A 25,019-nucleotide genomic window follows, 5' to 3' on the forward strand; every position below is an offset into this window, starting at 1 on the left:
AACGTGTTTTGTATGCACGCAGAAACATCTGTTTCTCCTGTGCCCGTGCGAGCATCTTTTCTGTCGCGCGCAAAGACAAGGAACAACGCGCCGAATCAGGCCTCCCGGGCGGCCTGATTCGGGCGTGCCTACGCTGAAGGGTGGTGATCGCACAAAGCCGGCGTGTTGGAATTGAAGCCGGATGACCGCGCTGTGTTAGCCGGCAGCCTTGTCGGCCGCGGTCCTGATCGCTTCGATATTGGTGCGGTAAGCCTCGACGCTGCCGCCCTTGAAGATGGCAGCACCCGCCACCAGCACGTCGGCGCCGGCCGATGTGACCAACGGGGCTGTTTCCGGCGAGACCCCGCCGTCGATCTCGATGCGGATCGGCCGGTCGCCGATCAGTGCCTTGACCCTTCTCACCTTGTCGACGATCCCCGGGATGAAGGCCTGGCCGCCGAAGCCCGGATTGACGGTCATGATCAGGATCAGATCGAGCCGGTCGAGCACATATTCGATCATTGTTTCGGGCGTCGCCGGATTGAGCGAGACGCCGGCCTTCTTGCCGAGGTTCCTGATGGTCTGCAGCGAGCGGTCGAGATGCGGCCCGGCCTCGGCATGCACCGTCATGCCGTCGCAGCCGGCCTCGGCGAAGGCGGCGAGGTAGGGATCGGCGGGCGCGATCATCAGGTGGCAGTCGAAAAAGGCCTTGGTGCGGTTGCGGATCGCCTTGATGACAGGCGGGCCGAAGGTGATGTTGGGCACGAAATGTCCGTCCATCACGTCGAGATGGATCCAGTCGGCACCTGCCGCCGCCACCGCCTCGACCTCGTCGCCGAGCTTCGAGAAATCCGATGCCAGCACCGACGGTGCGATCAAGGTTTTTTTGCTCATCTCGCGGCCTTTCCGGGCGCCCTTTTCATACGGGCGCTCCGAACCGACTGCCTAAAGCGCTCCCGGCGACTTGTCGAGGGCGCAAGTACGGCGGTTCCACAGGCAGGGGTAACGTGGCGGCGCGCGTTGGTCCTGGGCCGCCAATCGCCGCCCGCGCGGGTCGTGAAGAAAAACCCGCCGGATTGCTCCGGCGGGTTCTCGTTTGGCATCGCGCAGATGGCTATTGCTGCTGGAGCTTCAGGACCCTGTTAGGAACCGGATCCTGTTGCTGGTCGATCTGCTGCCTGCGCTGCGGCAGCAATTGCAGCAGTTGGCCCGGATCGAGCTGCAGCGACGGCTGCCCGCGTATCGGCCGGCAGTTCGGATACCGCCCGATCGTACCCTCCGGGCAGTGTCGCCTGAAGATCGGCTGGCACTGGCCGTTGACCATCTGCGAGCCCGGCGCGCATTCGCTCTCTTGCCTGGGCTTGCGGCATGCGCCGTCGATCACCTCGGTCCCACGCGGACAGACGCATTCGCCGCGCTTGTTGTGGACTTGGCCGCGTATGTCGCACTGCTGGAGCACTGGACCTGGTCGACGACATGCGTTGCCCTGCACCTCGGTACCCCTCGGGCAGACGCAATTGCCGTTGGCGTCGTGGACCTGGCCACGGATGGTGCACTGGTCAGGCTGCGGCCGGACCGGGCGGCAGGCTCCGTCGCGCACGTCGGTTCCTTGCGGGCAGACGCAGTCCCCGTCCGCATTGTGGACCTGGCCACGGATGGTGCACTGCTCGGGCTTCGGCCGGACCGGGCGGCAGGCGCCGTTGCGCACCTCGGTGCCTTGCGGGCAGACACAGTCGCCATCGGCGTTGCGGAACTGGCCAGGGATGCGGCACTGCTGCGGTTTTGGCCGGATCTGACGGCAGGCGCCGTCCCGCAGCTCGGTGCCGCGCGGGCAGACGCAGTAGCCGTCGGCGTCGTGGACCTGACCACGGATGGTGCACTGCTCGGGCCTGTCGGTCCTGACGCATTTTCCGTTCTCCAGCTCCGTGCCGCGCGGACAGACGCAGCGTCCGTCCTCGGTGCGGATCTGGCCTTCGAGCAGCACGCAGCGCGGTGGCGGTGGCAACGGAAGAACGTTGGTGCCGCCGCCCGTGCACTGGCCGTTGCGGAAGGTGGTGCCTTTCGGGCAGACACAGCGGCCGGCGTCGTTCATGACAAAGCCCGGCGAGCACTCGTTCCTCACCTCATGCGTGATGATGAAGGGATGGCACGCATAGGCCTTGCCGCGATCGCCCTGGACGTTGGTCGCATCCTTGGACAGCACATCGCCGCCGCCCTGCACACGTGTGTCGGGAGAGAGCACGCCAACGCAGTTCTGGCCACTGACGTTGCCCTGCAGGTTGGCAAGACGCCCATCGTCGGGGATGACCACCGTCACACGGTGCGACTGGCTTTCGCCGGCGCCGAGCGTCAGGTTGGCGATGCAGGAGGCCGGCAAGGTCGTCGGCTCCGGCGAGCAGCCGAAAGGCGGGTCGATCGAGGTGACCGCAACACCTTCCAGCCGGCCAAGCCCTTCCACGCCGATCGCATCGCCGATGCGGACCGGACCCGAGAAGGGGCTCGTCCCGTCATTTGTGATGGTGATGTCGAACGAGCAGGGCTGGCCGACGCGGCATTCGCGGTCGCCGGTCTTTTCGACACGGATCGTCGAAGGACCGCCGCCCTTTGCGCAGGCCTGGCCGATCGGATAGACGACATCGTCGCCCTGCGCCGGCCCGTAGGAGCCGCGCGCGCAGTTCTCGAACTCGCCATTGGCCGAGACCGTCACGTCGAAGTGCCTGGAGGTTCCGGGCGTCATGACGGCGCCTGGTATCTGGCACGACAACGCATTGGCCGGAACCGGTCCGCATGCCCATTCCGCGCCGTCAGGGGTGACGGTCTGGATCTGCACGGGCGCTCCGCCCGACACCAGCGTGGCGGCATCGTTGACCCGCACCGGACCAGTGGGGGCAGCGGTGCCAACGCTGCTGACGGTGATGCGGCAGGAAACCGCGGCCGCACCGGCGAGCGAGCCGCTGCACACCTTGGTGATGCGCAAGGTCGGCTGGCCGCCGTTGGGATGGCGGATGCGTTCCTTGGCGCAGGCCTTGTTGTTGGTGAGGTCGACCTCACCGGGGATGGCCTTGACCTCGGCGCAGTTCTCGACCGTGTCGGACCGGTAGCCGGCCGGCACGACCGCCTTGACGAAGATCGGCGTCGAGGCGCCCGCCGGCAGCGATATGCCGGCATTGTCGCAGCGGAACTGGCCGGGGCCGTTCGGGCCGCATGTCCAGGGCGGGCTCGGCCCGAAGGTCGAGGATGTCGGCGCGCCGCTTGGGTAGTTGTCGATCACCGTCAGCGGCCCGTTATAGGTCAATGTGCCGTTGTTGATGATGTCGATGATGAAGGTGCAGACGCCATCGGCGGTGCAGACTTCGGTGCGGGCACGCTTCTTGAGGATCAGGTCGACCTTCTTCTCGACCGGCGGCTGGCACTCCGGGTTGCGGTCGCCGCGGCGGCAGATCGGGATCGAGGCACAGCCACGGTCATTGGCCTGGCTGCCGAACAGCGGCTTGCCGCTGGCGCCGTAATTGTAGGTGGCGCAGTTGCGCAGCACGCTGCCTTGCCAGCCTCCGGCCGGCTTGAAGCCGAGCTTGAGGTCGACAAAGGCCCCCGGATTGAGCGTGGTCACCGGATAGGTGCACGTCATCGGGGTGGTACCCGGCGCGCAGACCCAGGGCGGATTGGGCCCTGAATCGAGCGTCGAGCCGGCCGGCAGCGTCACCTCGTCGAGCACGATCTTGCCGTTGTAGGGCGCGGTGCCGACATTGGTGACCCGGATGGTGAAGACGCAGCCGCCACCCATCGTGCAACGTGTGACATCTGCATGCTTTTCAACCTTGAGGTCCGGCTCCTTGTCCTTGGGCGGGCACCTCTGGTCGCGCGGGATGATGATGTCGATGGTTTGCGTGCAGCACAGGCCCCAACCTTCCTTTGGTCCGGCATAGGTCTCGATGCCGGTGACGATGAGATGGATGACGTCACCGGGTGAAGCGCCTACGATCTTCCAGTCGAGCACCCCGCCGCCCACCGGCACCTTCTGGGTGTCGGGGATGATGGCGATGCCTGGTGAGGTCGTCGAAACCTGCACCCACTTGCCGCCCATCTCCGGGCCGACAGGCATGTGATAGATGAAGGCGCCGCCGCCGGGCACGCAGTCGACCGTGCCGCGCTCGACCTTGAAGCATTCGTGGTCGGTTGGAGGCGGAGGTTGCCTGTCGCATTTGGTGAGGTCGATCCGGATCGAGGTCTTTTCGCCGGTCGCGATGTTGCCGTCATCCGGCTTGCCCGGATCCTGCGACGGGATGAAGGTACCCGTGCCGGGGCCCGAGGTAACCTTGATCAGGCCCTGGTTGTCGACATTGACCGGCGCCGGAAACGCGGCGTGGTCGATCTTGGCCGTAATGCGGAAAGTGATGACGCGTTCGTTCGGTGCGCCCGAGCCATCGAGATCGCTGGCGGAAATCCGGAAATCGGAAACCGTTGCGGTGTCGTTGGGGCCGGCCGAATTGCTGATGACAGCACTCGGCAAGGCCCCGCCCGATGCATCGGTGCCGTCGCCGGAGACCGTCACGTTGACGATCGAAAGACCGTGCGGAAGCTGGCCCTTGAAGTCGAGCTTGGCTTTCTTCAGCGCCGCCTCGAGGCCCGGATTGGCAAAACCTTGCGGATTGCCGCGCAGCCCGAAGGTCAAGGTGTAGAAGACATAGTCGCAGCTGCGCTGGCCACCGGTCTTGGTGAAGAACGGCACGACACGTCCGGGTTCCGGGTTGATGATGCGCGGATTGTCGAGCTGCAGCGGCTGCACATCCGGGCTGGTGACTGCCTGGGCGGTCTGGGCGGCGGATGCCGGCAATGCGGGCGCAAGGGCGACCGCGATACCGGCCGCCATCAGCCAGCGCGCACCGCGCCTGGCATATGACAGGGGTTTCATGATCGTCTCCATGACGGTTTTTTGCGTTTTGGTCGCGAGCGGGGACGGGGCAAGAATGGTCATCTTTGCCTCCTCAACGTTCGCAGCTGACGGCTGGGGTGCGGAGCGGCAAGGTCATCTTGCAGCAAGGGTAGTAGCCACCCTTGTCCTTGTCGGACTTCCTGTAGAAGCACAGCCCGACATCCACTCTGTCGCCCGGATAGTGGCCGGTGATGTCGATCGTGTACGGCTTGCCTGGCGCATGCGACATGGGTGATGTCACCCCGACGCCTGGCGTCCTGGACTGGACCTTGATCGAATCGCCGCCGAAGCCGGCATGGTCATGGAGATAGAGATCGGCCTCGAGGCCGCGCGGCGTGCAGTAGAATTGCACGTCCTCGACATCGAGACACGGAGGCAGATTGCCGGGCGGTGGGAAGTCCGGCGGGTAGAAGGGAGGCTCATAGCCGCCCGGTATTTCCTCGTAATAGCCGGCACGGCCCTCGCAGGGATGCCAGACGGCGACGTCGCCGACATGGCCTTCCACTTCGGGATCCTCGAAATAGCCGTCGAAATCGACGAACCAGGAGCCGAAGGGCGGCACGTTGGCCGGCTTGACCAGGTCCTTGGGCGTGATCTGCACGCCATGGACGGCAAGCGGCCCGCCAGCCGCGAGCTTTTCGGCAAGCTCGGGGTTGTCGCGCAATTTGTCGCCGGTGATGACCAAGGTCTGGGTGCAGACCGAGGTGTCGAGATTGCCGTCGGCATCGTAGCCATATTGCAGGTCGAGACCGCCGGCCGACTGCCCGTTGCCTTGCGGGAAGCCGACAGCATATTCCTGCGGCGCTTCGACCCAGACCGATTCCGTCGAGGGATCGTCGGGATTCTCTCTGAAGTAGCGGATTACCTCGCCCTTGCCGGAATCGGCGAAGCGGCTGTAGTCATAGCGGTTTTCGACAGGGCCGCGCTGGGCGAGATACATGAAGCCGCTGTTGTCGAAGGTAATGTCGGTGACGGCGTAGTCCTTGTCGGCCTTGACCGTCAGTTCCCAGCGCGGATCGCCGGCGAAGGTGCCGTCGCGGGCAATGCCCACAGACCAGATTTCCGACTTTTCGCCAACCGAATAATAGAGCCGGCCGCCATGATAGGAGACGGCCCAGACGCGGCGCTCATCCTGGGTGTAGCCCCAGCTGTCGGGGTCTTCGGTGTCGAAGGCCGCGCCCTGTATGTCCATTATAGCGCCATCGTCGGCGACCGGGGCCAGCCCATGCGCTGGGCGGCCGGCGACACCGTGGTCGAAAGTGTCGATCAGTCTGCCGTTGGCGTCGATGCGATGGATGAGGCCGGTGTCGAGATCGGAGGCGAAGAACTGGCGGTGGACGGGATCGAAGGTGAGATTGCCGATGCCAGGACCGCTGTTGGTGTCGATATCGGCGAATTTGGCGACCTGGCCGGTAATGCCGTCGATCTTCCAGATGGTGCCCGGTCCGCCGCCGTTTTCGGTGCCGAACTGGCCATTCATGAAGGTGGCGCCCGCCGTGCCGCGGCGCTGCCGCTCCGGCCTGCCGTCCTTGTCGGCGTCCGGCGTGACGATCTCGACGCCATGCAGCGAGGTGGCGGCGGCATAGAGGTTGGGAATGCCGGACGGCACACCGTCGCGCACGCCGTCATCATAGGTGAGGCCGAACACCTCACCGATCTGGCCTGCGGTCACCTCGAAAGGCGGCGGCGTGAAGACGAGCTGGCCGGAGGCCGGACCGCCCAGGTGCGAAACGTCGAACACGCGCAAGGTGGCGCGCGAGGTGTCTATGAAGGTCTCGTCGACCGGATCGACGCCGGGCGGCAGTCCCTCGTCGAAATTGGGGATGATGGTGCCGGGAAAGCCGGTGACCGCCATCGAGCCGGGATAAATGATCTGGGTTTCCTGCGCCCTGGCCGCGCCGCCCAGCCACAGGCTGGCGGCAAGCGCGAGAGCCAGCAAGCCTGTGGCCTGCAAGGCACCGCGCAAGCGGCCGTCTAACTCTGAAGAAGGCACGAACGAGCCGCGGATGCGAGACATGACACTACCCCCGTAGTCCAGGGGAGAGACGTCCGGACTTGCCGCACAAATCAGGGCAAGTCGCGGCGGTCCGGCTCGTTCTTCCCTGATTGAATTGTCTGCTTTCCTCATAGTGACGATACGCCTGCTCCTGCGCAGGGTCAACGGAATCAGCGGAAAGCCCAGCGCATCGACCCCGTCCCGAAGGCGGTGGTCGCGCCGAGCTCCTGTTGGTCCCGGAGACCGCGGAGTCTCTGGGTTGCTGGTCATGGGGGCTTCCTTTCCGGGGCCGCACCATGCGGCACCTGGACATCAGTCGCTGGCCGGCGTGGAAAGGTTCATGGAAGCCTTGCGCAGAATGCTTGCGCGCGATGCCGCCTGTTCTTATATACGCGCCAAGCCGTGCGGCGCCGGACAACCGGTGGCCGGACGGGATTTCTTGTGAACAGGGGCTTTCATCGGAACGCCTTTACCGGGTCCTGAGAGCCTGCTTAGCGGAGAGACTAGAAAAATGGCAAAAGTAATCGGTATCGATCTCGGCACCACCAACTCCTGCATCGCCATCATGGATGGCAAGGAACCGAAGGTGATCGAGAATGCGGAAGGCGCGCGCACGACGCCTTCCATCGTCGCCATCTCGGGCGACGGCGAACGTCTCGTCGGCCAGCCGGCCAAGCGCCAGGCGGTCACCAATCCTGAAAACACCATCTTCGCGGTCAAGCGCCTGATCGGCCGCCGCTATGACGATCCGGTGACGGAGAAGGACAAGAAGCTTGTCCCCTACAAGATCGTCAAGGGCGACAATGGCGATGCCTGGGTCGAGGCCGGCGGCAAGAAGCAGTCGCCCAGCCAGATCTCGGCCATGATCCTGCAGAAGATGAAGGAAACGGCGGAAGCCTATCTCGGCGAGAAGGTCGAGAAGGCGGTCATCACCGTTCCGGCCTATTTCAACGACGCCCAGCGCCAGGCCACCAAGGACGCCGGCAAGATCGCCGGCCTGGAAGTGCTGCGCATCATCAACGAGCCGACGGCCGCGGCACTCGCCTACGGCCTCGACAAGAAGGAAGGCAAGACCATCGCCGTCTATGACCTTGGCGGCGGCACGTTCGACATTTCGGTGCTGGAAATCGGCGACGGCGTGTTCGAGGTGAAGTCGACCAATGGCGACACCTTCCTCGGCGGCGAGGATTTCGACATGCGCCTGGTCGAGTATCTGGCGGCCGAGTTCAAGAAGGAACAGGGCATCGACCTCAAGGCCGACAAGCTTGCCCTGCAGCGCCTCAAGGAAGCGGCCGAGAAGGCCAAGATCGAGCTGTCGTCGACGACGCAGACCGAGATCAACCTGCCCTTCATCACCGCCGACGCGACCGGCCCGAAGCACCTGACGCTGAAGCTGACCCGCGCCAAGTTCGAAAGCCTGGTCGAGGATCTCGTCCAGCGCACCATCGAACCGTGCAAGGCGGCGCTGAAGGATGCCGGCCTGAAGGCTGGCGAGATCGACGAAGTGGTCCTGGTGGGCGGCATGACCCGCATGCCCAAGATCCAGGAGATCGTGAAGCAGTTCTTCGGCAAGGAGCCGCACAAGGGCGTCAACCCGGATGAGGTCGTCGCACTCGGCGCCGCCATCCAGGCCGGCGTGCTGCAGGGCGACGTCAAGGACGTGCTTTTGCTCGACGTGACGCCGTTGTCGCTCGGCATCGAGACGCTGGGCGGCGTGTTCACCAGGCTGATCGAGCGCAACACGACGATCCCGACCAAGAAGAGCCAGGTGTTCTCGACGGCCGAGGATTCGCAGTCGGCCGTGACCATCCGCGTCTTCCAGGGCGAGCGTGAAATGGCCGCCGACAACAAGGCGCTCGGCCAGTTCGACCTGGTCGGCATTCCGCCGGCGCCGCGCGGCGTGCCGCAGATCGAAGTCACGTTCGACATCGACGCCAACGGCATCGTCAACGTCTCGGCCAAGGACAAGGGCACCGGCAAGGAGCACCAGATCCGCATCCAGGCCTCGGGTGGTCTTTCGGACGCCGACATCGAGAAGATGGTCAAGGACGCCGAGGCCAATGCCGACACCGACAAGAAGCGTCGCGCCGTTGTCGAGGCCCGCAACCAGGCCGAAGCGCTGGTGCATTCCTCGGAGAAGTCGCTGAAGGAATATGGCGATAAGGTCTCCGAGGCCGAGCGCACGGCGATTTCGGACGCGATCGCGGCGCTCAAGACCGCTGCGGAGGGCGACGACCCGGCCGACATCGAGGCCAAGAGCCAGACGCTCGCCGAAGCTTCCATGAAGCTTGGCCAGGCCATGTACGAGGCCTCGCAGAAGGAAGCGGCGGAAGCCGACGCCAAGGCGGATGCAGCCAAGGACTCCGACGTGGTCGATGCCGATTTCGAGGAAATCGACGAGAACGACGACAAGAAGAAGTCGGCCTGAACGGCCTGACGGCAAGATAATGCGAAAAGCCCGGCGCAGGCCGGGCTTTTTTGCAACCCTCGCGGAAAAAATAACAGAAAAACCCGGACAGGCGCACACCGGCACTGGCATCCGGGCGGCACCGATCCTAAATCGAGACAACATGCCGGCAAACGACGCAACAATGCATCAAGACGTTGATCCGGACTGCGGGAAAAAATGAAAGCTGATTTCTACGAAACGCTGGGCGTGCAAAAGGGCGCCGACGAGAAGGCGCTCAAGAGCGCTTTTCGCAAGCTCGCCATGCAGTTCCATCCCGATCGCAACCCCGGCGATCATTCCTGCGAGCACAAGTTCAAGGAAATCAACGAAGCCTATGAGACGCTGAAGGACCCGCAGAAGCGCGCGGCCTATGACCGTTTCGGTCACGCCGCCTTCGAGCAGGGCGGCATGAATGGCGGCGCGCAAGGCTTTGGCGCCGGCGGCTTCGCCGACATCTTCGAGGATATTTTCGGCGACATGATGGGCGGCCGCCAGCGCCGCTCTTCCGGTGGCCGCGAGCGCGGCGCCGACCTGCGCTACAACATGGAAATCTCGCTGGAGGAAGCCTTCGCGGGCAAGACCGCGCAAATCCGCGTGCCGGCTTCGATATCCTGCACGGAATGCTCCGGCAGCGGCGCCAAGCCCGGCACCCAGCCGGTTACCTGCTCGATGTGCAACGGCCACGGCAAGGTGCGCGCCACGCAAGGCTTCTTCTCGATCGAGCGGACCTGCCCGCAATGCCAGGGCCGCGGCCAGACGATCAAGGACCCGTGCCCGAAATGCGCCGGCCAGGGCCGCGTCACCGAGGAGCGCTCGCTCTCGGTCAACATCCCGGCCGGCATCGAGGACGGCACCCGCATCCGGCTGGCCAATGAAGGCGAGGCCGGCCTGCGCGGCGGGCCGTCGGGCGACCTCTATATTTTCCTGGCGGTCAAGCCGCACGAATTCTTCCAGCGCGACGGTGCCGACCTCTATTGCAAGGTGCCGATCTCGATGACGACGGCGGCCCTTGGCGGCTCCTTCGAGGTGACGACGCTCGACGGCACACAGACCAAGGTGAAGGTCACCGAAGGCACGCAGAACGGACGTCAGTTCCGCCTCAAGGGCAAGGGCATGCCGGTGTTGCGCCAGCCCAATGTCGGCGACCTCTACATCCAGACCGCGGTCGAGACGCCACAGAACCTGTCGCGCCGCCAGCGCGAGCTGCTGGAGGAGTTCGAACAACTCTCCTCGCAGGACAATTCGCCCCAATCGAGCGGCTTTTTCGCTCGCATGAAGGACTTTTTCGAGTCTTTCGGCGAACGTTGAGACGCGACCAAAGCTATCTTATCCACGACATAGGCATGGCCGTGCCTTGCCTTGCGTCACCCAGATGTTAAGTAGCTTCCAAGGGGCGCGCTGAGGAGAGCTTGCATGGCACGTGGTCACGGACTGCGGAAGGCGTTTGCCGAGAAGTTCGACGACGAACTCAAATTCTTCAAGGGCTGGATCGACAAGCCGAAGACTGTCGGCTCCATCGTTCCGACCAGTTCGATCACCGCGCGCAAGATGGCCTCGATCGTCAACCCGAAGTCCGGCCTGCCGGTGCTCGAGGTCGGTCCCGGCACCGGCGTCATCACCCGCGCCATCCTCGCCCAGGGCGTGCGGCCCGAAAACCTCTACGCGGTCGAATATTCCACCGATTTCGTGCGCCATCTGCGCCAGCTCTATCCCGGCGTCAACGTCATCGAGGGCGATGCCTTCAACCTCAACGCCACGCTTGGCGAGAGGCGCGGGATGATCTTCGATAGCGTCGTTTCCGGGGTGCCGCTGCTCAACTTCCCGGTCGCCCAGCGTATCGCCTATATCGAAAGCTTGCTCGATCGCATCCCGGCCGGACGGCCGATCGTCCAGCTGACCTATGGTCCGATGTCGCCGATCCCGGCGGGCCGCGGCGACTACACGGTCAAGCATTTCGACTTCATCTTCCGCAACATCCCGCCGACGCAGCTGTGGATCTACCGGCGCGAAGCGAATTAGCGGACGCGCTGAGCCGTTCGCGGTTCCTGATGCTGGCTGCATAGCTTGGCGATTGGCCGAAACATCCCTCATTTCGTCATCCACGGGCGGAGCAAGGAGCGCAGCGACGCGGCGCAGACCCCTGGAGTTGCTTCGCAGCCCAAGGGATCCATGCCGCGACCTCGACGTGCCGCGGCGAAGAAGAATTCTGCTCCGCTGCACTCTACGTCCAAGGTCACGGAATGGATCCCAGGGTCTCCGCGACGGAGCTTCGCTCCTGCTTCGCCCAGGGATGACGAAGTCGGGGGCTTCGGCCAATACCGAGCGTTTTATGGCGCCGATGCGTTGATTTGATCGAACCTTGGCTGTACGTGTCCCAGAACAAGGTTGGCCAATGGCAGTGATCCCGAAAATCCTCGTCTTCGCCGGCTCGGTGCGCACAGGCGCTTATAGCGGCAGGACCGCCGACGTGGCGCAGAAGGAACTTGCGGTGCAGGGCGCCGAGGTCACCCGCGTTTCGCTCGCCGACTATCCCTTGCCGATCCTCGACGAAGACCTGGAAATGGAAAGAGGCGTCCCCGAAAACGCCCAGAAGCTGGCGCGGCTGATCGCCGCTCATGACGGGCTGCTGATCGCGACGCCCGAATATAACGGCTCGATCCCGCCATTGCTCAAGAACACGATCGACTGGGTGAGCCGGGTGCGACGGGATGGCGGCCGATCGGTCAGGCCGCTTGCCGGCAAGGTCGCGGGCCTCTGCTCGTCCTCCAACGGACACTTCGGCGGCATACGCTGCATCAACCATCTGCGCGCCGTGCTGGTGCGCTGCCAGATGGAGGTGGTGACGCCCGAATGCTCGGTGCCGGAGGGTGGCGACGCCTTCGACGGGGACGGCCATTTCCGTGACGAAAGACTGCACAAATCGATGGAGCACCTATGCCGCACGCTGATCGAGACCTCGCGCATGCTGTCGACCAGGGTCGAGGTGTGACCGCCGCAACCATGCAAGCTCATTCCATGCAGGCCCAATCCATGCAAGAACGATTGATCGTCGGCCTCGACGTGCCGACCGTGAAGGAGGCCGAGCAGGCGGTGCGCGAGCTCGACGGCGTCGTCTCCTTCTACAAGATCGGCTATCAGCTGGCCTTTGCCGGCGGGCTCGACTTTGCCAGGGAGCTGGCCAGCGGCGGAACGAAAATCTTCCTCGACATGAAGCTGCTCGACATCGACCACACGGTGGCCAAGGGCGTCGAGAACATCGTCAAGATGGGCATGACCATGCTGACCATCCATGCCTATCCCAAGGCGATGCAGGCGGCGGTGGAGGCAGCGCGCGGCAGCGAGCTTTGCCTGCTCGCCGTCAGCGTGCTGACATCGATGGATGAGCAGGACATGATCGATGTCGGCTATGAATATGACCCGCACACGCTGGTGCTGAGGCGCTCGGAACAGGCGCTGCATGCCGGCATGGGAGGTATCGTCTGCTCGGCCGCGGAAGCCGAAGCGGTGCGCCGCATCGTCGGCCCGGACATGGCGGTGGTGACGCCCGGCATCCGCCCGGCCGGCAGCGACCATGGCGACCAGAAGCGCGTTGTGACGCCGGCGCAGGCGGTCCGCAACGGCGCCAGCCATCTGGTCGTCGGACGGCCGATCGTCGCGGCAAGCGACCGGCGCGCGGCGGCCGGGGCCATTCTGGAAGAAATGCGCTCGGCCTGACGAGCGCCAGCACGATAGGAGAAAAGAGAATGCCCAAGGGATACTGGATCGCACGTGTCGATGTGCGCGATGCCGAAGGCTACAAGGACTATGTCGCGGCCGCCAAGCCGGCCTTCGAGCGCTTTGGCGCGACATTTCTCGCCCGCGGCGGCGAACACGAGAAAGCCGAGGGTCCGGGCCGCGCGCGCAATGTCATCATCGAGTTTCCATCGCTCGCCGCCGCGCATGACTGCTATCACTCGCCGGAGTATCAGCGCGCGGTCGCCATCCGTCAGAAGGTCGCCGACGGCGAGATCGTGCTGGTCGAAGGCATCTAGGTCGGGGGCGGCGGAGCGGAATTCCGCACTGTCGCAATGTGTCGAAGTCACGGCATGTCCGCGCCGCGTCGCTCCTTGCTTAGCCGTCGGATGCCGATTGCGAGGGGGTGTCGCGCCGCCATCCCTGACGTCATGGGCGCAACCGGCTTGCGGCGGTTTCCGCCATCGCGTCGGTCAGGCCCAGCGCCCATTGCTGGCGGCAGTAGGCGCGGAAATCGAAGCACGGCAGGCCGGGGCAGACCTCGAACTCGATGAGATGAACCGTGTCATCTGCCTCGACGCGCAGGTCGATGGAAAACACGTCGCGCAGGCCGAGCCCGCTGATCAGCCGTTCGGCGATCACCCTGATCCTCGCATCGGCCACCGGCTGGCTGTCCGCGACTGGAGCGAGTTCGGGTTCGGCATAGTGCCCGGCAGTCTTCGCCGCCTCACCGGTGTCACCATAAAGCGCCAGGCTGTCCGCCATGGTCTGGAAGTCCGCGCCTGACTCGACAAAGGCGACGCCAAGCGCCTCGACGCCGGTTTCCGGCGTCAGGCCGAGGAAGCTGGCGCGCACATTGCGGCCGGCGACATAGGGCTGGACGACGACATCGTCGCGATAGGCCGCGAAAACACGGCGGCTGAGCTCCAGCGCGTGGCCGAGATCGGCTACGCGCGAATCCGGCCAGATGCCGATCTTGGCGCCGAGCCTGTTGGGCTTGACGAACCAGCCGGCAGCGGAGGCCGGCGGCTCGACCAGCCAGTTTCCATTGCGGGCAAGTCCCGCCTGCGGCGCCGGCAGGCCGAGCGCGCCAAGCACGGCGCCGGAGCGGAACTTGTCCTGGCAGAGCGCGAACAGCGAATCGTCCGCGCCGATCGTTCTCAGGCCATTGAGCCGCGCCAGCGCGGGTGCGCCGCCGCCACGGAAATAGGCGATGCCGTCGGTCAGCGTCCAGACCAGCGTCGTGGCCGGATCGGCTCCGGTGAGCGCGCTTGCGGCATCGTCCAGCTCCACCGCGGCGAAGGCGAGGCCGCGGCTGTCACAGGCTGCGGCGAGCGTGTCGAATTCGGGCGCGAGGTCGGTCGACTGCGCCAGGTAGGACGAAATCTCGGCGGCACGCTTCGGCGCATAGCCCTCGGCGACCAGGCGCTCGAAGCAAGCCTTCTCCGGCTCGTGGACGAGGATCAGTTCTGGCCTGCGGCTGGACATGCGATATTTGAATCCCGGCTATGTGATCGCCCAGCATCGCACGGCGCATGCCGTGGGCTTTCGCGAAACCGACCGTCCCGGACGGTTGCGTGACAACGCCGGCGAGGACGTTTATCGGCCACCTTCGTTCAGGCGATCAGCACGCGTGGCTCGAAGCGGCCGTTGACCTTGATGTCGAGGACGAACGTCATGCCGGCCTGCGGGTCGAGCTGGCGCTGCTTCTCGTCCTTGCCCTTCCAGGCCGACGTCACCGCCAGCCGGTCCGCCTTCGCGCCGGCGAAAGCCGGGCAGGAAGGCTGCGTCACCGGCATCGCAATTTCGCGCAACAATGTGCCGTCGGGCGAATAGGCCTTGACCGCCTTGCCGCCCCAGACGGCGTTCCACAGCACGCCATCGTGGTCGACGACCGACCCATCGACATAGCCCTTGGACGAGCGGTGATCGACGAACACATTTGGTTCTCCAGCGGGCAGGCCGGTCGCCGGATCACAGGCGACGCGCATCAGCAGGCCGGTCGAGGTGTCGGTGTAATAGGCGAGCGCGCCATCCCCGGAGAAACAGATCGAGTTCGACACGGTGATGCCGGAGAATAGCTTGCGCAGTTCGCCCTTGAAAAACCAGTAGATCGAACCGGCGCCCTTTGCCTCGCTCTTGCCCATCGTCCCCATCCACAAGGCGCCGCAGGGATGGACACGGGAATCGTTGGAGCGGGTAAGGGGGTTGTCTGCCTCGACAGGCGTATGCAGCGTCATCCGGCCGGTCGCGACGTCGCGGACGAAGAGGCCGGTCTCGGTGGCGATCAGCTGACGCTTGTCGTCGATGATGGCGATGGCGCTCGCCATCTGGCCAAGCTCGTGGATCTTCAGCGCACCGCCGGCCACGGATTTCTCCAGGAGCCGACAGTTGACGATATCGAACCAGTACAACGCATCGGTGGCGGGATCGTAGCTTGGCCCTTCGCCGAGCTCGCAGACATGGTCGGAGAAAACCGAAACCTCGCTCATCATGCGTCTCCGAATGCCGCGTCCCAGGCAGCGACGGCGGCGTGTGCGCGCGCCGCTACGTCGTCGACGCTCGTGCCAGGCTTGAACAGGCTGGAGCCAAGCCCGAAGACCGTCACGCCAACCGCCTTGTAGCCGGCAAAATCCTTGTCCGAAACGCCGCCGACCGCGCCGACCAGCGTCTGCGCCGGCAGTACGGCCCGGATCGCGGAAATGCCCGATGCGCCGAGCACGCTGGCGGGAAAGAATTTCAGCGCCGAAGCGCCGAGCCGGATCGCCTGGAAAGCTTCCGTAGGGGTGAACACGCCAGGCATGGTGACCATGCCATATGTCTTGGCGCGGCCCATCACCTCGGCATCGATGTTGGGGCTGACCAGCAATCGACCGCCGGCCCGGTGCAGGCTGTCGACATCGGCCGCCGTCAGCACGGTGCCGGCGCCGACCAGGGCCGTTTTCGGCAGCACTTCGACAATCCTGGCGATCGACGAGAACGGTTCGGGCGAGTTGAGCGGCACCTCGATCGCCTCGATGCCGGCGTCGAACAGCGCCTGGCCCATGGCGATCGCCTCGGTGGGCTTCAGGCCGCGCAGGATGGCGACCAGGCCGCGCTTGAGTTTGGGAAAAGGTGCGGTCTGGCTCATAGGGCTGCTCCGGTTCTGGCGATCATGCCGTTCTCGCGCGCGGCTTCGATCAGCCCGGCGCGTACTGCTTCGTCGGCGTCGACGGTGCGCAGGCCAAGCCCGGCAAGGCCGAGCGCCGCCTGGTAGAGCACGGCCAGCGCGCCCGAGGCAACCAGCACCACCGATGTCGCGCCGGCGCCGTGCCGGCGCCGGGCGGAGGCAATCTCGCCGCCGATCAGCAGGCCGGACAGGCAGGCGGCCGCATCATCGGCCTTCAAATCCTGGAGCAGGCCGGCGGCGCGGATGGCAAACAGCCGCGAGGTGACGTCACCACCCTCGCCCAGTGCGATTTCGCACCAGCGGCGGAAGAACGGATTGTCGGCAGCAACCGGGCTGGGATGTTCGCCCAGCGAATGGCGCAGGATCGAGTGCGCGGCAAGCACGGAAAACAGCTCGCCCGTCGGCCAGGTGCCAAAGCCGGTGACGGCGCCGTCCTCGACCAGCACCCATTTCGAATGGGTACCGGGCATGCAGACGAGATGGCGGCCCTTGGCCGGCAGGCCGGCGCCGGCCAACTGCGTTTCCTCGCCGCGCATGACGTCGGGCGCGTCGGCCAGGCGCTGGGCAAGGCCGGGAACGATACGGATGTCACGTTTCTGATCAGGCACACGGGCGGCGCCGCCGAGAATGGCGCCGAGCGGCGACGGCACGCTGACATAGGGCGCCTCGAGCCAACCCTGGCGCGAACCGGCCATGCCGCAGATGATGACGGGCAATTCCTCCGGCGCACCCATCGCCGTCAGATGGCTCTCCAGAACGTTGGCGAAGCCCTTTTCGCGCGCGGTGATCAGGCCGTCGTCGCCGCGACGCTCGGCAAGCACCTTGCCGGCGCCGTCGATCAGCCAGGCCCGGAGCCGGGTCGTGCCCCAATCGAGCGCGGCAACCGCCGGAACGTTGCTGGCTGGGCTCACAGGAAGCCTCCATCGACGATCAGCATCTGCGCGGTCAACATGCGCGAAGCGTCCGAGGCCAGGAACAGCACCGTGCCAACCATGTCGTCCGGCCGCATGACGTCCCTGATGCACTGCTTGGCGACATGGGCGGCGAGCGCCTGTTCGGTCACCCAGCGCTCCTGCTGCCGCTCGGTGATCACCCAGCCGGGCGCGACGGCGTTGACGCGGATGCGATCGGGCCCGAGCTTGCCGGCCAGCCCCTTGGTGAGGCCGAGTATGCCCGCCTTGGCAGCGGTATAGGCCGGCATGTCGGGATGGTTGATCAGGTAGGAGGTCGAGGTGAAATTGATGATCGAGCCGCCGCCGGCCCGCTTCATGCCTGACACCACCGCCTGCGCGGTGAAGAAATGCGGCCTGAGATTGATGGAGAGATTGTTGTCCCAGAATTCGACGGTGACGTCCTCGACTTCATGGCGTTCGTCCCAGGCGGCGTTGTTGACCAGCACGGTGACGTCGCCATGCGCGTCGGCGGCCCGGGCGGCTGCAGCGCGCAAGGCCTCGACGTCGCGCAGATCGGTCTTGAGGTAGAGCGGACGCCGGCCGAGCTCTTTCTCAACGCGGTCGGCGAGCGTGATGCTCGGCGCATCGGCGATGTCGATGAAGGCGACCTTGGCGCCCTGGCGCGTGAACCCTTCGGTCAACGCCGCACCGATGCCGGAGCCGCCGCCGGTGATCAGCACCGAAGCGCCTTCGAGGTCGGCAAACCGCGCCGATGGCATCATGATTTTCGTCTCCCGGGTCAACCGGCGCGCATCCTAGCCAGACACGTCCGGCGGGCAAGGGCGAAAAGACGCATTTTCGGGCTTATGTCTGACAAAAAGGCGATGGTGCCATGCTCGACCCGCGAAGTGGCGTCGCCACATGGCGGGCGGCGCCGAAGTCCTGGGCTCAGATCGCTTTGGCGCGCAAGGCGCCACGGAAGGAATCACGGAGGTAGCCCAATGTGGCATCGGCATCGGCCGGTTTGCCGAACAGATAGCCCTGTCCGCCGGCGCAACCGAACTGGACCAGCCGGTCGGCCTGCGCTTCCTCTTCGATGCCTTCGGCGACGACGTCCATGCCGAGCCCTTCGCACATGGCGAGGATGGCGCGGATGATGTGCTCGGATGGCCGGTCTTCGAGAATGGAGGCGACGAAGGCGCGGTCGATCTTGAGCTTGTCGAAATGGAATTCACGCAGCCGGCCGAGCGAGGACTGGCCGGTGCCGAAATCGTCGAGCGAGACGCGGATGCCGACGCGGCGCAGATCCTCGACGATCTGCGCCGCCGAGGCAGGGTCGTTCATCAGGCCGGTCTCGGTGATCTCGATCTCCAGCCGGCGCGGATCGAAGCCGGTGCGGTCGAGGATCGCCAGTATGTGCAGGCCGGTGTTCTGGTCGACGAGCTGCGAGGGCGACAGGTTGAAGGACAGGAACAGGTCCTTCGGCCAGCTCCTGGCGGCTTCGGTCGCCTTGCGCAGCACCAGCTGCGACAGCGGACCGATGATGCCGCGCTCCTCGGCGATGGGGATGAAGACGGTCGGCGGCACCGCGCCGAGATCGCGATCGGTCCAGCGCGCCAGCGTCTCGAAGCCGATGGTGCGGCGCGTGGTGAGGTCGACGATCGGCTGGAAATGCGGCTCCACCTCCCCGGCGGAGACGGCGCGGCGCAGCGCCTGCTCGATGCGGGTGACGCGCTTGGCGGCCTCTTCCATCTCACGGGTGTAGACGACGACGCGGCCGCGGCCGGAACGCTTGGCATGGTAGAGCGCCGTTTCGGCCTTGTTGATGAGGATCTCGGTGGTCTCGTCGCCCGAATAGAACAGCGAGCAGCCGACCGAGGCCGAGAGCCTGGCGGTGCGCTCGCCGACATCATAGGGCGCCGACAGGATCTCGATCAGCATGCGGGATTTTTCAGCCGCCGCATCCTCCGAGAACACCAGCGGGTAGAGGAAGGCGAATTCGTCGGCACCGATGCGGCAGACCGTCGAATGGCCGTCCATCGAGGCACGCAGCCGCATGGCGACCTGGATCAGGATGTCGTCGCCGGCCTTGTGGCCGAACAGATCGTTGATCGGCTTGAAGCCGTCGAGGTCGAGAATGCCGACGGTGAAGGGCGCGGGATCGTCGGCGCGGTCGCTGATCAGGCGGTCGACCTTGTCGAAGAAGCGGCGATGATTGCCAAGCCCGGTCAACGGATCGGTGAACGCCAGATCCGTGCTTTCCCTGTTTGCCTGACCGGTGCCAAACGGAGCTTGCATCGGTGTCCCTGTTCGTCCCTGTTTTGTCGTCGGAATTTATTTCGAGACTGGCAGCAAACCCTTTAGGAAACGTATCGCTTGAATCGATTTTTCGAGACCCGCCAACGATCCCACGACGCTATCTGAAGCGCTGCAGGTGATCGACAAGCGCGCGCAGCTTCGGCGCCAAGTTGCGGCGGCCGGGATAATAGAGATAGAAGCCGGCAAAGCGTGGGCAGTAGGACTCCAGGATGGGCACCAGCTCGCCCCGGTCGAGCCAGGGACGGAAGCTCCGTTCCATGCCGAAGGTGATGCCGGCGCCGGCGACAGCGAGCCTGATCATCAACGTCATGTCGTTTGTCGTGATCTCCGGGGCGACGGCGACGCTGAACTCCTTGCCGTCGACCGCGAATTCCCATCGGTAGGGCGCAACCCCGGGAGCGGGACGCCAACCAATGCAGCGACGGGCCGCAAGCTCGCTCGGATGCGCAGGCTCACCAAATCGATCGCGGTAGGCTGGCGCGCAGACAGCCAGCTGCCGCTCGTCACCGGCAACGGGAACCGCGATCATGTCCTGCTCGATGACTTCGCCCAGCCTGACGCCGGCATCGTATCCCTGGGCAACGATATCGAATTCATCGTCCGTCACCGTGATGTCGATCTGAACCTCCGGATTGGCCTCGGCGAAGGCTGCCAGGAACGGCCCTGACAGGAAGCCCTCGGCGATCGACGAAACAGCGAGCCGCAACTGCCCGCGCGGGCGCCCACGCAAGCTGCCGGCGGCCTCGACCGCGGCACGCATGTCCGCGATGGCCGGCGCGATTTCGGCGCGGAGCCGCTCCCCCGCCTCGGTGAGGCTGACGCTGCGCGTCGTGCGCCGCACAAGCGCTATGCCGATGGTCTCTTCCAGCCGCCTGATCGTCTGGCTGACGGCCGAGCGGGTGACACCCAGCCGGTCAGCGGCGGCGCGAAAACTCCGCTCCTCGGCGACAAGCGCAAAAACGGAGAGCGCGTTGAGATCCATTGGTTAGCGTGGCTTTCCATAGCGTCAAGAAATGGCTGTCTTAACGCGACAATGGGGCAATTCTATCTTCCTGGCAACCGACGCAAGGCGGCGGTCAATCCAGGAACAGGAGACAAGCATGCCCCTCGACAAGACCGTCCTCATTACCGGCGCATCAAGCGGAATCGGCGCGGGGATTGCCCGCGAACTCGGCGCCGCCGGGGCGAAAGTCATGCTCGGCGCGCGGCGCACAGACCGGCTGGAGGCGCTCGCCGAGGAGATCACCGCGCACGGTGGGGAGGCCAGGATCCGCGGCCTCGACGTCACCGACCGTAACGATGTCGCTGCCTTTGCCGAGGCGGCGCGACAAGCCTGGGGACGCGTCGACGTGATCGTCAACAATGCCGGCGTGATGCCGCTTTCGCTGATGGCCTCCCTCAAGGTCGACGAATGGGACCGCATGGTCGATGTCAACATCAAGGGCGTGCTGCACGGGATCGCCGCGGTGCTGCCGGAGATGGCCGCGAGAGGCTCCGGCCACATCATTAACATCGCTTCGGTCGGCGCGCTCTCGGTCGCGCCAACGGCAGCGGTCTATTGCGCGACCAAATACGCGGTGCGGGCGATTTCCGACGGCCTCAGGCAGGAGAACGACGACATTCGGGTGACCTGCATTCATCCCGGCGTGGTCGAGAGTGAATTGGCCCATTCCATCACCGATCCGCTGGCGGCCGAAGCCATGAAGACCTACCGGGCGATCGCCTTGCAGCCGGACGCGATCGGCCGCGCGGTGCGCTTCGCCATCGAGCAGCCCGACGACGTCGATGTCAACGAGATCGTCATTCGGCCGACGGCCACAAGGTAGCGGCCATGACGTCGTCGTTTTCCCTGCTTGCATCGCTCATGCTTCTCTTTGGCGCGGTCCCCGTGCAGAAAGGTGTCGCCCAGATGAATCCCGACCAGCAAATCACTGCTCAAAGCCATCCCTATGCAGGCATGTGGGTGACAGCCGATGGCCATGTCCGTCACAAGCTGCTTCCAAATGGCCGGTACGACGAAGCGCGTGGAACCCGGGAGAGCGCGTATCGGGGGCGTTACGAAGTCCGGGGGCATCACATCGACTATTGGGACGATACCGGATTCACCGCCGATGGCACGTTCATCGACGGCGTGCTGCATCACGGCGGCATGATCTTGTATCGGAAGGAGTAGCGTCTGCCGGCTGGATCAGCCGCCGAGCCGGACGCGGTACAGTTCCAGAGGAGCGCCACGGGTCTCCGCCACCGGCTCCAGCCATTCCGGCACGCTGCCGCGCATCAGCCCGGCCAGAAAACCGTCCGGCGCCCTGGCAGCGAACAGCCGGCTTTCAGGGTTGTCGCGGCAGAGCGCGACAAGGCCGACATGGTGACTTTCGACGATGGCTTTGGCGTCGGTGGCCGAGCCCAGCAATGCATCGAACACGAGCAGGTTTCCGGCGACGTTGCGATGGTAGGGCCCGGCGAACACGCGATGACCGGTAAAGGCGAGGATGGGCGAGCCAAGATTGGAGATGGCAAGCACCGTGGTGGGGGCCATCGCGCCAAGCACGGCGAACGAGGCCTTGCTGTTGCAGGGCGCATCGATGCTGGCGTCCCTGGCGGGTGCAGCAGTTGCGAAGGCGCTCGAGGCAGCCTCGGCGGCACCCGACCAGATGGCATTGACCGAGATCAGCCAGGCCGCCGCCATCCTGAGTACCGAGCCGCTGGACGGGCTGGCTTCGGCCCGCTGCCGCCATTTGGCGATCCAGGCCGAAAGCGGGATCACCGCGAAGGCGATGGAGAAGGTCGAGCCGCGCACTTCCCAGGCGCTGACCAGGACCGCCACGACCAGCAGTGCGGCGACGAGGCTGTCCTGCCGCCGCCAGCCGCCATGGCTGAAACGGAGCGCCATCAGCACGATGGCCACCAGCGGCGTGGCAAAACGCGCCACGGCCCTTGCCGGATCGTCGACGACAAGCTGGACGATCGACTGCGCCTCCTCGATATAGCCGAGCCACATCTGCTGCAGGCGCGGGTCGAGATGGGCATAGGGCGCCGCCAGGCATTGCGGGAACAGCAACGCCACGACGAGGGCGAGAGCGACGGCAAGCAGGCCAAGCGACATCAGGCGCTGGGCGGCCGTCGCGTTGGCTGCCCTCCATGAAGCAATGATTGCCAGACCGGTGCCGGCAAGCGCTGTGACGGCGAACTGCACGACCGAGAACGTGTCGCACTGGGCCTGGCCCCAGGACGAGACGGGGATGGTGGCGGCGAAGACCAGAGCCGAGACGCCGGCGACGCCGAGGCCGAAATCCCTGGCGATCAGCCTTTCGGCGTCGCCATTGCCGAGAAACAGCAGAGCGACGACGGCGCCGAGGGCCCCGGCATAGGGCGCGCTTTCCATGCCGATGGCCAGGGTCAGCGTGGCGCAGATGCCCGCGACAAGGGCAGCCGGCCGATACGTGGGCGCCTCGAGCAGCAGGGCCAGGCTCGCCAGCGTCAGCATCAGCTGGACATTGTGATGATCGAGCGCGCCTGGGGAAAAAATCCCGATGTAATACAAGGCCGCCCCGCCGACGACGGCGGCGGGCAGCACAGCGGGCGGGCCGGCGAAAGCGCGCGCGGCGCGGATGATGAACAAGACCGCGATAAAGAACTGCAGGGCCGGCCAGACTATTTGCACGATCTGTTCGGCCAGGGCGGCGCTGCCAGTCAGGCTCGAAACGGCAAGGATGCTCAATGCCAGCGGCGCGTCGAGCAGCCGCGACCAGTGCATGACGAAGCCGCCCTCCAGCCCCATTCTGTATTGGTGCAAGTCGAACCAGCCTTGGCCCGCCAGCAGGTCGCGGACTTCGACCAGTTGCAGCAGGCTGTCATTGTCGCCCGCCGGATTGGCCAGTTGCGGGAATCCCTGCTGGGCATTGAGGCCGAGCAGCAGCAAGGCGGCAAGCAACGCGAACGCGATATCGGACTTCCCTGTGGAAGTTCCCGTTGCTGTGCTCATGCCGATCGCCCTTGGCGGGAATGCCGGGCCTTTCCAGGCCAATCGACACTCGTGAAGTCGGTCTTAAACCTAGCCTTAACGGCTTCAATAAATAGTAAAACCGCCTGAACGCGGCCGGTTTCCGGAGCGCGACCGCATGGTCGACAAGGCATTCGGAGACGAAAATGCCGCAAGACATCAGCCATGAACCCGTCATCGCCGTGCTCCTGCCCTGCTATAATGAGGAGCTCACCATCGCCGAGGTGGTGCGGCGGTTCCGCGAGACGCTGCCCGCGGCAACCATCTATGTCTACGACAACAATTCGAAGGATCTGACGGCGCTGCGCGCCCGCGCGGCCGGCGCCATCGTGGTTCGCGAGCCGCGCCAGGGCAAGGGCAATGTGGTGCGGCGCATGTTCGCCGACATCGACGCCGACATCTACCTGATGGCCGATGGCGACGGCACCTACGCGCCCGAGGACGCGCCGCAATTGATCAACACGCTCCTGACCGAGCGTTGCGACATGGTGGTGGGCACCAGGCGCGGCGTCACCGACGATGCCGGCAGGGCCGGCCATGCCTTCGGCAACCGGGCCTTCAACAGCCTCTACAAATGGCTGTTCGGCAGCGATTTCACCGACATTTTCTCCGGCTACCGCGTCTTCACCAGGCGTTTCGTCAAGAGCTTCCCCGCCGTCTCCGGCGGCTTCGAGATCGAGACCGAAATGTCGGTGCACGCCTCGCAGCTCAAATTGCCGGTCAGCGAGATTGCGCTCGACTACGGCCGCCGGCCGGAAGGCTCGTCGTCGAAGCTGTCGACCTTCCGCGACGGCGCCAGGATCCTGTGGATGTTCGCCATGCTGATGAAGGAGACGCAGCCGTTGCGCTTCTTCGGCGCCTTTTCGCTGTTCTTCCTGGCCTCGAGCCTGTTCCTGATGGCGCCGGTGCTGGTCGAATTCGCCGAGACCGGCCTGGTACCGCGCATGCCGACCTGGGTGCTGTCGGTCGGCCTGCTGCTTCTGTCCATGCTGGCGGCGGTGACCGGACTGATCCTCGATTCGGTCTCGCGTGGGCGCGCCGAGCAGAAGCGGATCTTCTATCTCTCCATGCCTTCGGGCCGTGTCGAGCGCCGCACCGGCGACGTGGTTCGGAAGCCGCAACCGGGCAAGGCCTCGCGTGCGGCCTGACCGATGCAACGCATCGTCCGCTTTGTCTTCGCCGGCGGCATCGGCTTCGTCGCCGACGCGGCGGCGCTGTGGCTGCTGCTCGCCGTCACGCCGCTCGGACCCTTCGTCGCCCGCATGCTGTCGATCGGCTTCGCGCTCTTCGTCACCTGGCAGATCAACCGGCACCTGACCTTCTCGCCGTCGAGCAGAGGCGTGACACAGGAAGGCGCCCGCTATGGCGGCGTCGGCGTCGCCACCAGCATCGTCAACTATGCCGTCTACTCAGCCATCCTGCTGGTGCTGCCGGCGGCGCCACCACTGGCGGCGCTTGCCATCGCTTCGCTGGTGGCCATGACGCTGTCCTTCCTGGGTTACTCGCGGCTGGTCTTCGACCGTTAACGGCGTGGCCCGATTGGCAGAAG

The 25,019-nt window shown here is 65.3% G+C and carries 21 protein-coding genes; 10 read left to right on the forward strand and 11 right to left on the reverse strand.

Annotated features, from left to right (window positions below):
* Window positions 1–195: 195 nt before the first annotated feature.
* From rpe to EN808_RS32510, 3 genes are all read right to left on the reverse strand, one after another.
* Complete coding sequence (rpe, locus tag EN808_RS32500) at window positions 196–873, reverse strand: ribulose-phosphate 3-epimerase (RefSeq protein WP_135883825.1); 678 nt, start codon at window positions 871–873, stop codon at window positions 196–198.
* A 220-nt stretch (window positions 874–1,093) separates the two neighbouring features.
* Entirely contained in the window at window positions 1,094–4,954 is a 3,861-nt protein-coding gene (locus EN808_RS32505) for a hypothetical protein (protein WP_135918029.1), read from the reverse strand.
* A 10-nt stretch (window positions 4,955–4,964) separates the two neighbouring features.
* On the reverse strand, window positions 4,965–6,929 hold the full coding sequence (locus EN808_RS32510) for a hypothetical protein (RefSeq protein WP_135918030.1): 1,965 nt from the start codon (window positions 6,927–6,929) through the stop codon (window positions 4,965–4,967).
* 490 nt (window positions 6,930–7,419) lie between these two features.
* Here EN808_RS32510 and dnaK point away from each other — a divergent pair, with 490 nt between their 5' ends.
* From dnaK to EN808_RS32540, 6 genes are all read left to right on the forward strand, one after another.
* Window positions 7,420–9,336: a molecular chaperone DnaK gene (gene dnaK, locus EN808_RS32515; RefSeq protein WP_135918031.1), complete on the forward strand. Its 1,917-nt coding sequence runs from the start codon at window positions 7,420–7,422 to the stop codon at window positions 9,334–9,336.
* Between the two features lie 198 nt (window positions 9,337–9,534).
* Window positions 9,535–10,665, forward strand: coding sequence for a molecular chaperone DnaJ (gene dnaJ / locus EN808_RS32520; protein WP_127871124.1), 1,131 nt, complete (start codon window positions 9,535–9,537; stop codon window positions 10,663–10,665).
* A gap of 105 nt (window positions 10,666–10,770) precedes the next feature.
* Complete coding sequence (gene pmtA, locus EN808_RS32525; protein ID WP_135918032.1) at window positions 10,771–11,376, forward strand: phospholipid N-methyltransferase PmtA; 606 nt, start codon at window positions 10,771–10,773, stop codon at window positions 11,374–11,376.
* Between the two features lie 373 nt (window positions 11,377–11,749).
* Window positions 11,750–12,346: an NADPH-dependent FMN reductase gene (locus EN808_RS32530; protein ID WP_127277747.1), complete on the forward strand. Its 597-nt coding sequence runs from the start codon at window positions 11,750–11,752 to the stop codon at window positions 12,344–12,346.
* Between the two features lie 11 nt (window positions 12,347–12,357).
* Entirely contained in the window at window positions 12,358–13,071 is a 714-nt protein-coding gene (gene pyrF / locus EN808_RS32535) for an orotidine-5'-phosphate decarboxylase (RefSeq protein WP_189524223.1), read from the forward strand.
* A gap of 29 nt (window positions 13,072–13,100) precedes the next feature.
* Complete coding sequence (locus EN808_RS32540) at window positions 13,101–13,388, forward strand: DUF1330 domain-containing protein (protein ID WP_120017644.1); 288 nt, start codon at window positions 13,101–13,103, stop codon at window positions 13,386–13,388.
* A 130-nt stretch (window positions 13,389–13,518) separates the two neighbouring features.
* Here the strand turns inward: EN808_RS32540 and EN808_RS32545 are convergent, their stop codons facing one another.
* The 7 genes from EN808_RS32545 to EN808_RS32575 form a co-directional block, all read right to left on the reverse strand.
* Window positions 13,519–14,577, reverse strand: a complete 1,059-nt coding sequence (locus tag EN808_RS32545; protein WP_127871121.1) for a D-alanine:D-lactate ligase-like protein — start codon at window positions 14,575–14,577, stop codon at window positions 13,519–13,521.
* Window positions 14,578–14,705: 128 nt separating this feature from the next.
* Window positions 14,706–15,581, reverse strand: coding sequence for an SMP-30/gluconolactonase/LRE family protein (locus tag EN808_RS32550; RefSeq protein WP_135918034.1), 876 nt, complete (start codon window positions 15,579–15,581; stop codon window positions 14,706–14,708).
* The gene (locus EN808_RS32555) at window positions 15,581–16,219 is read right to left on the reverse strand and encodes a 2-dehydro-3-deoxy-6-phosphogalactonate aldolase (RefSeq protein WP_127277744.1); all 639 of its coding nucleotides are present in this window, start codon (window positions 16,217–16,219) and stop codon (window positions 15,581–15,583) included. Before EN808_RS32555 ends, EN808_RS32550 begins: the two co-directional genes overlap by 1 nt.
* Entirely contained in the window at window positions 16,216–17,169 is a 954-nt protein-coding gene (locus EN808_RS32560; protein WP_127871120.1) for a 2-dehydro-3-deoxygalactonokinase, read from the reverse strand. The genes EN808_RS32555 and EN808_RS32560 overlap by 4 nt, the downstream gene beginning before the upstream one ends.
* On the reverse strand, window positions 17,166–17,933 hold the full coding sequence (locus tag EN808_RS32565) for an SDR family oxidoreductase (RefSeq protein WP_127277982.1): 768 nt from the start codon (window positions 17,931–17,933) through the stop codon (window positions 17,166–17,168). Before EN808_RS32565 ends, EN808_RS32560 begins: the two co-directional genes overlap by 4 nt.
* A gap of 166 nt (window positions 17,934–18,099) precedes the next feature.
* Entirely contained in the window at window positions 18,100–19,449 is a 1,350-nt protein-coding gene (locus EN808_RS32570; RefSeq protein WP_127277981.1) for an EAL domain-containing protein, read from the reverse strand.
* Between the two features lie 118 nt (window positions 19,450–19,567).
* Entirely contained in the window at window positions 19,568–20,452 is an 885-nt protein-coding gene (locus tag EN808_RS32575; RefSeq protein WP_127277980.1) for a LysR family transcriptional regulator, read from the reverse strand.
* Between the two features lie 118 nt (window positions 20,453–20,570).
* On the opposite strand from EN808_RS32575, the gene EN808_RS32580 reads away from it, so the two are divergent.
* A complete protein-coding gene (locus EN808_RS32580) occupies window positions 20,571–21,296 on the forward strand; it encodes an SDR family oxidoreductase (protein ID WP_127277979.1) in 726 nt (241 codons plus the stop codon).
* A 5-nt stretch (window positions 21,297–21,301) separates the two neighbouring features.
* Window positions 21,302–21,643 carry an Atu4866 domain-containing protein gene (locus EN808_RS32585; RefSeq protein ID WP_127277978.1) on the forward strand — a complete coding sequence of 114 codons (342 nt, stop codon included), beginning with the start codon at window positions 21,302–21,304 and terminating at the stop codon, window positions 21,641–21,643.
* Window positions 21,644–21,658: 15 nt separating this feature from the next.
* Here the strand turns inward: EN808_RS32585 and EN808_RS32590 are convergent, their stop codons facing one another.
* A complete protein-coding gene (locus EN808_RS32590) occupies window positions 21,659–23,452 on the reverse strand; it encodes a GtrA family protein (RefSeq protein ID WP_135918035.1) in 1,794 nt (597 codons plus the stop codon).
* Between the two features lie 164 nt (window positions 23,453–23,616).
* Here EN808_RS32590 and EN808_RS32595 point away from each other — a divergent pair, with 164 nt between their 5' ends.
* Together EN808_RS32595 and EN808_RS32600 are read left to right on the forward strand one after the other, a co-directional pair.
* Window positions 23,617–24,618, forward strand: a complete 1,002-nt coding sequence (locus EN808_RS32595) for a glycosyltransferase (RefSeq protein WP_127871116.1) — start codon at window positions 23,617–23,619, stop codon at window positions 24,616–24,618.
* A gap of 3 nt (window positions 24,619–24,621) precedes the next feature.
* On the forward strand, window positions 24,622–24,996 hold the full coding sequence (locus EN808_RS32600) for a GtrA family protein (RefSeq protein WP_127277975.1): 375 nt from the start codon (window positions 24,622–24,624) through the stop codon (window positions 24,994–24,996).
* Window positions 24,997–25,019 lie beyond the last annotated feature (23 nt).

The organism is Mesorhizobium sp. M8A.F.Ca.ET.165.01.1.1 (assembly GCF_004792065.1).
In the GTDB taxonomy this organism is placed as follows: Bacteria; Pseudomonadota; Alphaproteobacteria; order Rhizobiales; family Rhizobiaceae; genus Mesorhizobium.

What these genes read in the sequence shown, in the direction of transcription:
- rpe (WP_135883825.1), bottom strand. Translation starts at nt 873, where the DNA reads ATGAGCAAAAAAACCTTGATCGCACCGTCGGTGCTGGCATCGGATTTC.
- EN808_RS32505 (WP_135918029.1), bottom strand. Translation starts at nt 4,954, where the DNA reads ATGACCATTCTTGCCCCGTCCCCGCTCGCGACCAAAACGCAAAAAACC.
- EN808_RS32510 (WP_135918030.1), bottom strand. Translation starts at nt 6,929, where the DNA reads ATGTCTCGCATCCGCGGCTCGTTCGTGCCTTCTTCAGAGTTAGACGGC.
- dnaK (WP_135918031.1), top strand. Translation starts at nt 7,420, where the DNA reads ATGGCAAAAGTAATCGGTATCGATCTCGGCACCACCAACTCCTGCATC.
- dnaJ (WP_127871124.1), top strand. Translation starts at nt 9,535, where the DNA reads ATGAAAGCTGATTTCTACGAAACGCTGGGCGTGCAAAAGGGCGCCGAC.
- pmtA (WP_135918032.1), top strand. Translation starts at nt 10,771, where the DNA reads ATGGCACGTGGTCACGGACTGCGGAAGGCGTTTGCCGAGAAGTTCGAC.
- EN808_RS32530 (WP_127277747.1), top strand. Translation starts at nt 11,750, where the DNA reads ATGGCAGTGATCCCGAAAATCCTCGTCTTCGCCGGCTCGGTGCGCACA.
- pyrF (WP_189524223.1), top strand. Translation starts at nt 12,358, where the DNA reads ATGCAAGCTCATTCCATGCAGGCCCAATCCATGCAAGAACGATTGATC.
- EN808_RS32540 (WP_120017644.1), top strand. Translation starts at nt 13,101, where the DNA reads ATGCCCAAGGGATACTGGATCGCACGTGTCGATGTGCGCGATGCCGAA.
- EN808_RS32545 (WP_127871121.1), bottom strand. Translation starts at nt 14,577, where the DNA reads ATGTCCAGCCGCAGGCCAGAACTGATCCTCGTCCACGAGCCGGAGAAG.
- EN808_RS32550 (WP_135918034.1), bottom strand. Translation starts at nt 15,581, where the DNA reads ATGAGCGAGGTTTCGGTTTTCTCCGACCATGTCTGCGAGCTCGGCGAA.
- EN808_RS32555 (WP_127277744.1), bottom strand. Translation starts at nt 16,219, where the DNA reads ATGAGCCAGACCGCACCTTTTCCCAAACTCAAGCGCGGCCTGGTCGCC.
- EN808_RS32565 (WP_127277982.1), bottom strand. Translation starts at nt 17,933, where the DNA reads ATGATGCCATCGGCGCGGTTTGCCGACCTCGAAGGCGCTTCGGTGCTG.
- EN808_RS32570 (WP_127277981.1), bottom strand. Translation starts at nt 19,449, where the DNA reads ATGCAAGCTCCGTTTGGCACCGGTCAGGCAAACAGGGAAAGCACGGAT.
- EN808_RS32575 (WP_127277980.1), bottom strand. Translation starts at nt 20,452, where the DNA reads ATGGATCTCAACGCGCTCTCCGTTTTTGCGCTTGTCGCCGAGGAGCGG.
- EN808_RS32580 (WP_127277979.1), top strand. Translation starts at nt 20,571, where the DNA reads ATGCCCCTCGACAAGACCGTCCTCATTACCGGCGCATCAAGCGGAATC.
- EN808_RS32585 (WP_127277978.1), top strand. Translation starts at nt 21,302, where the DNA reads ATGACGTCGTCGTTTTCCCTGCTTGCATCGCTCATGCTTCTCTTTGGC.
- EN808_RS32590 (WP_135918035.1), bottom strand. Translation starts at nt 23,452, where the DNA reads ATGAGCACAGCAACGGGAACTTCCACAGGGAAGTCCGATATCGCGTTC.
- EN808_RS32595 (WP_127871116.1), top strand. Translation starts at nt 23,617, where the DNA reads ATGCCGCAAGACATCAGCCATGAACCCGTCATCGCCGTGCTCCTGCCC.
- EN808_RS32600 (WP_127277975.1), top strand. Translation starts at nt 24,622, where the DNA reads ATGCAACGCATCGTCCGCTTTGTCTTCGCCGGCGGCATCGGCTTCGTC.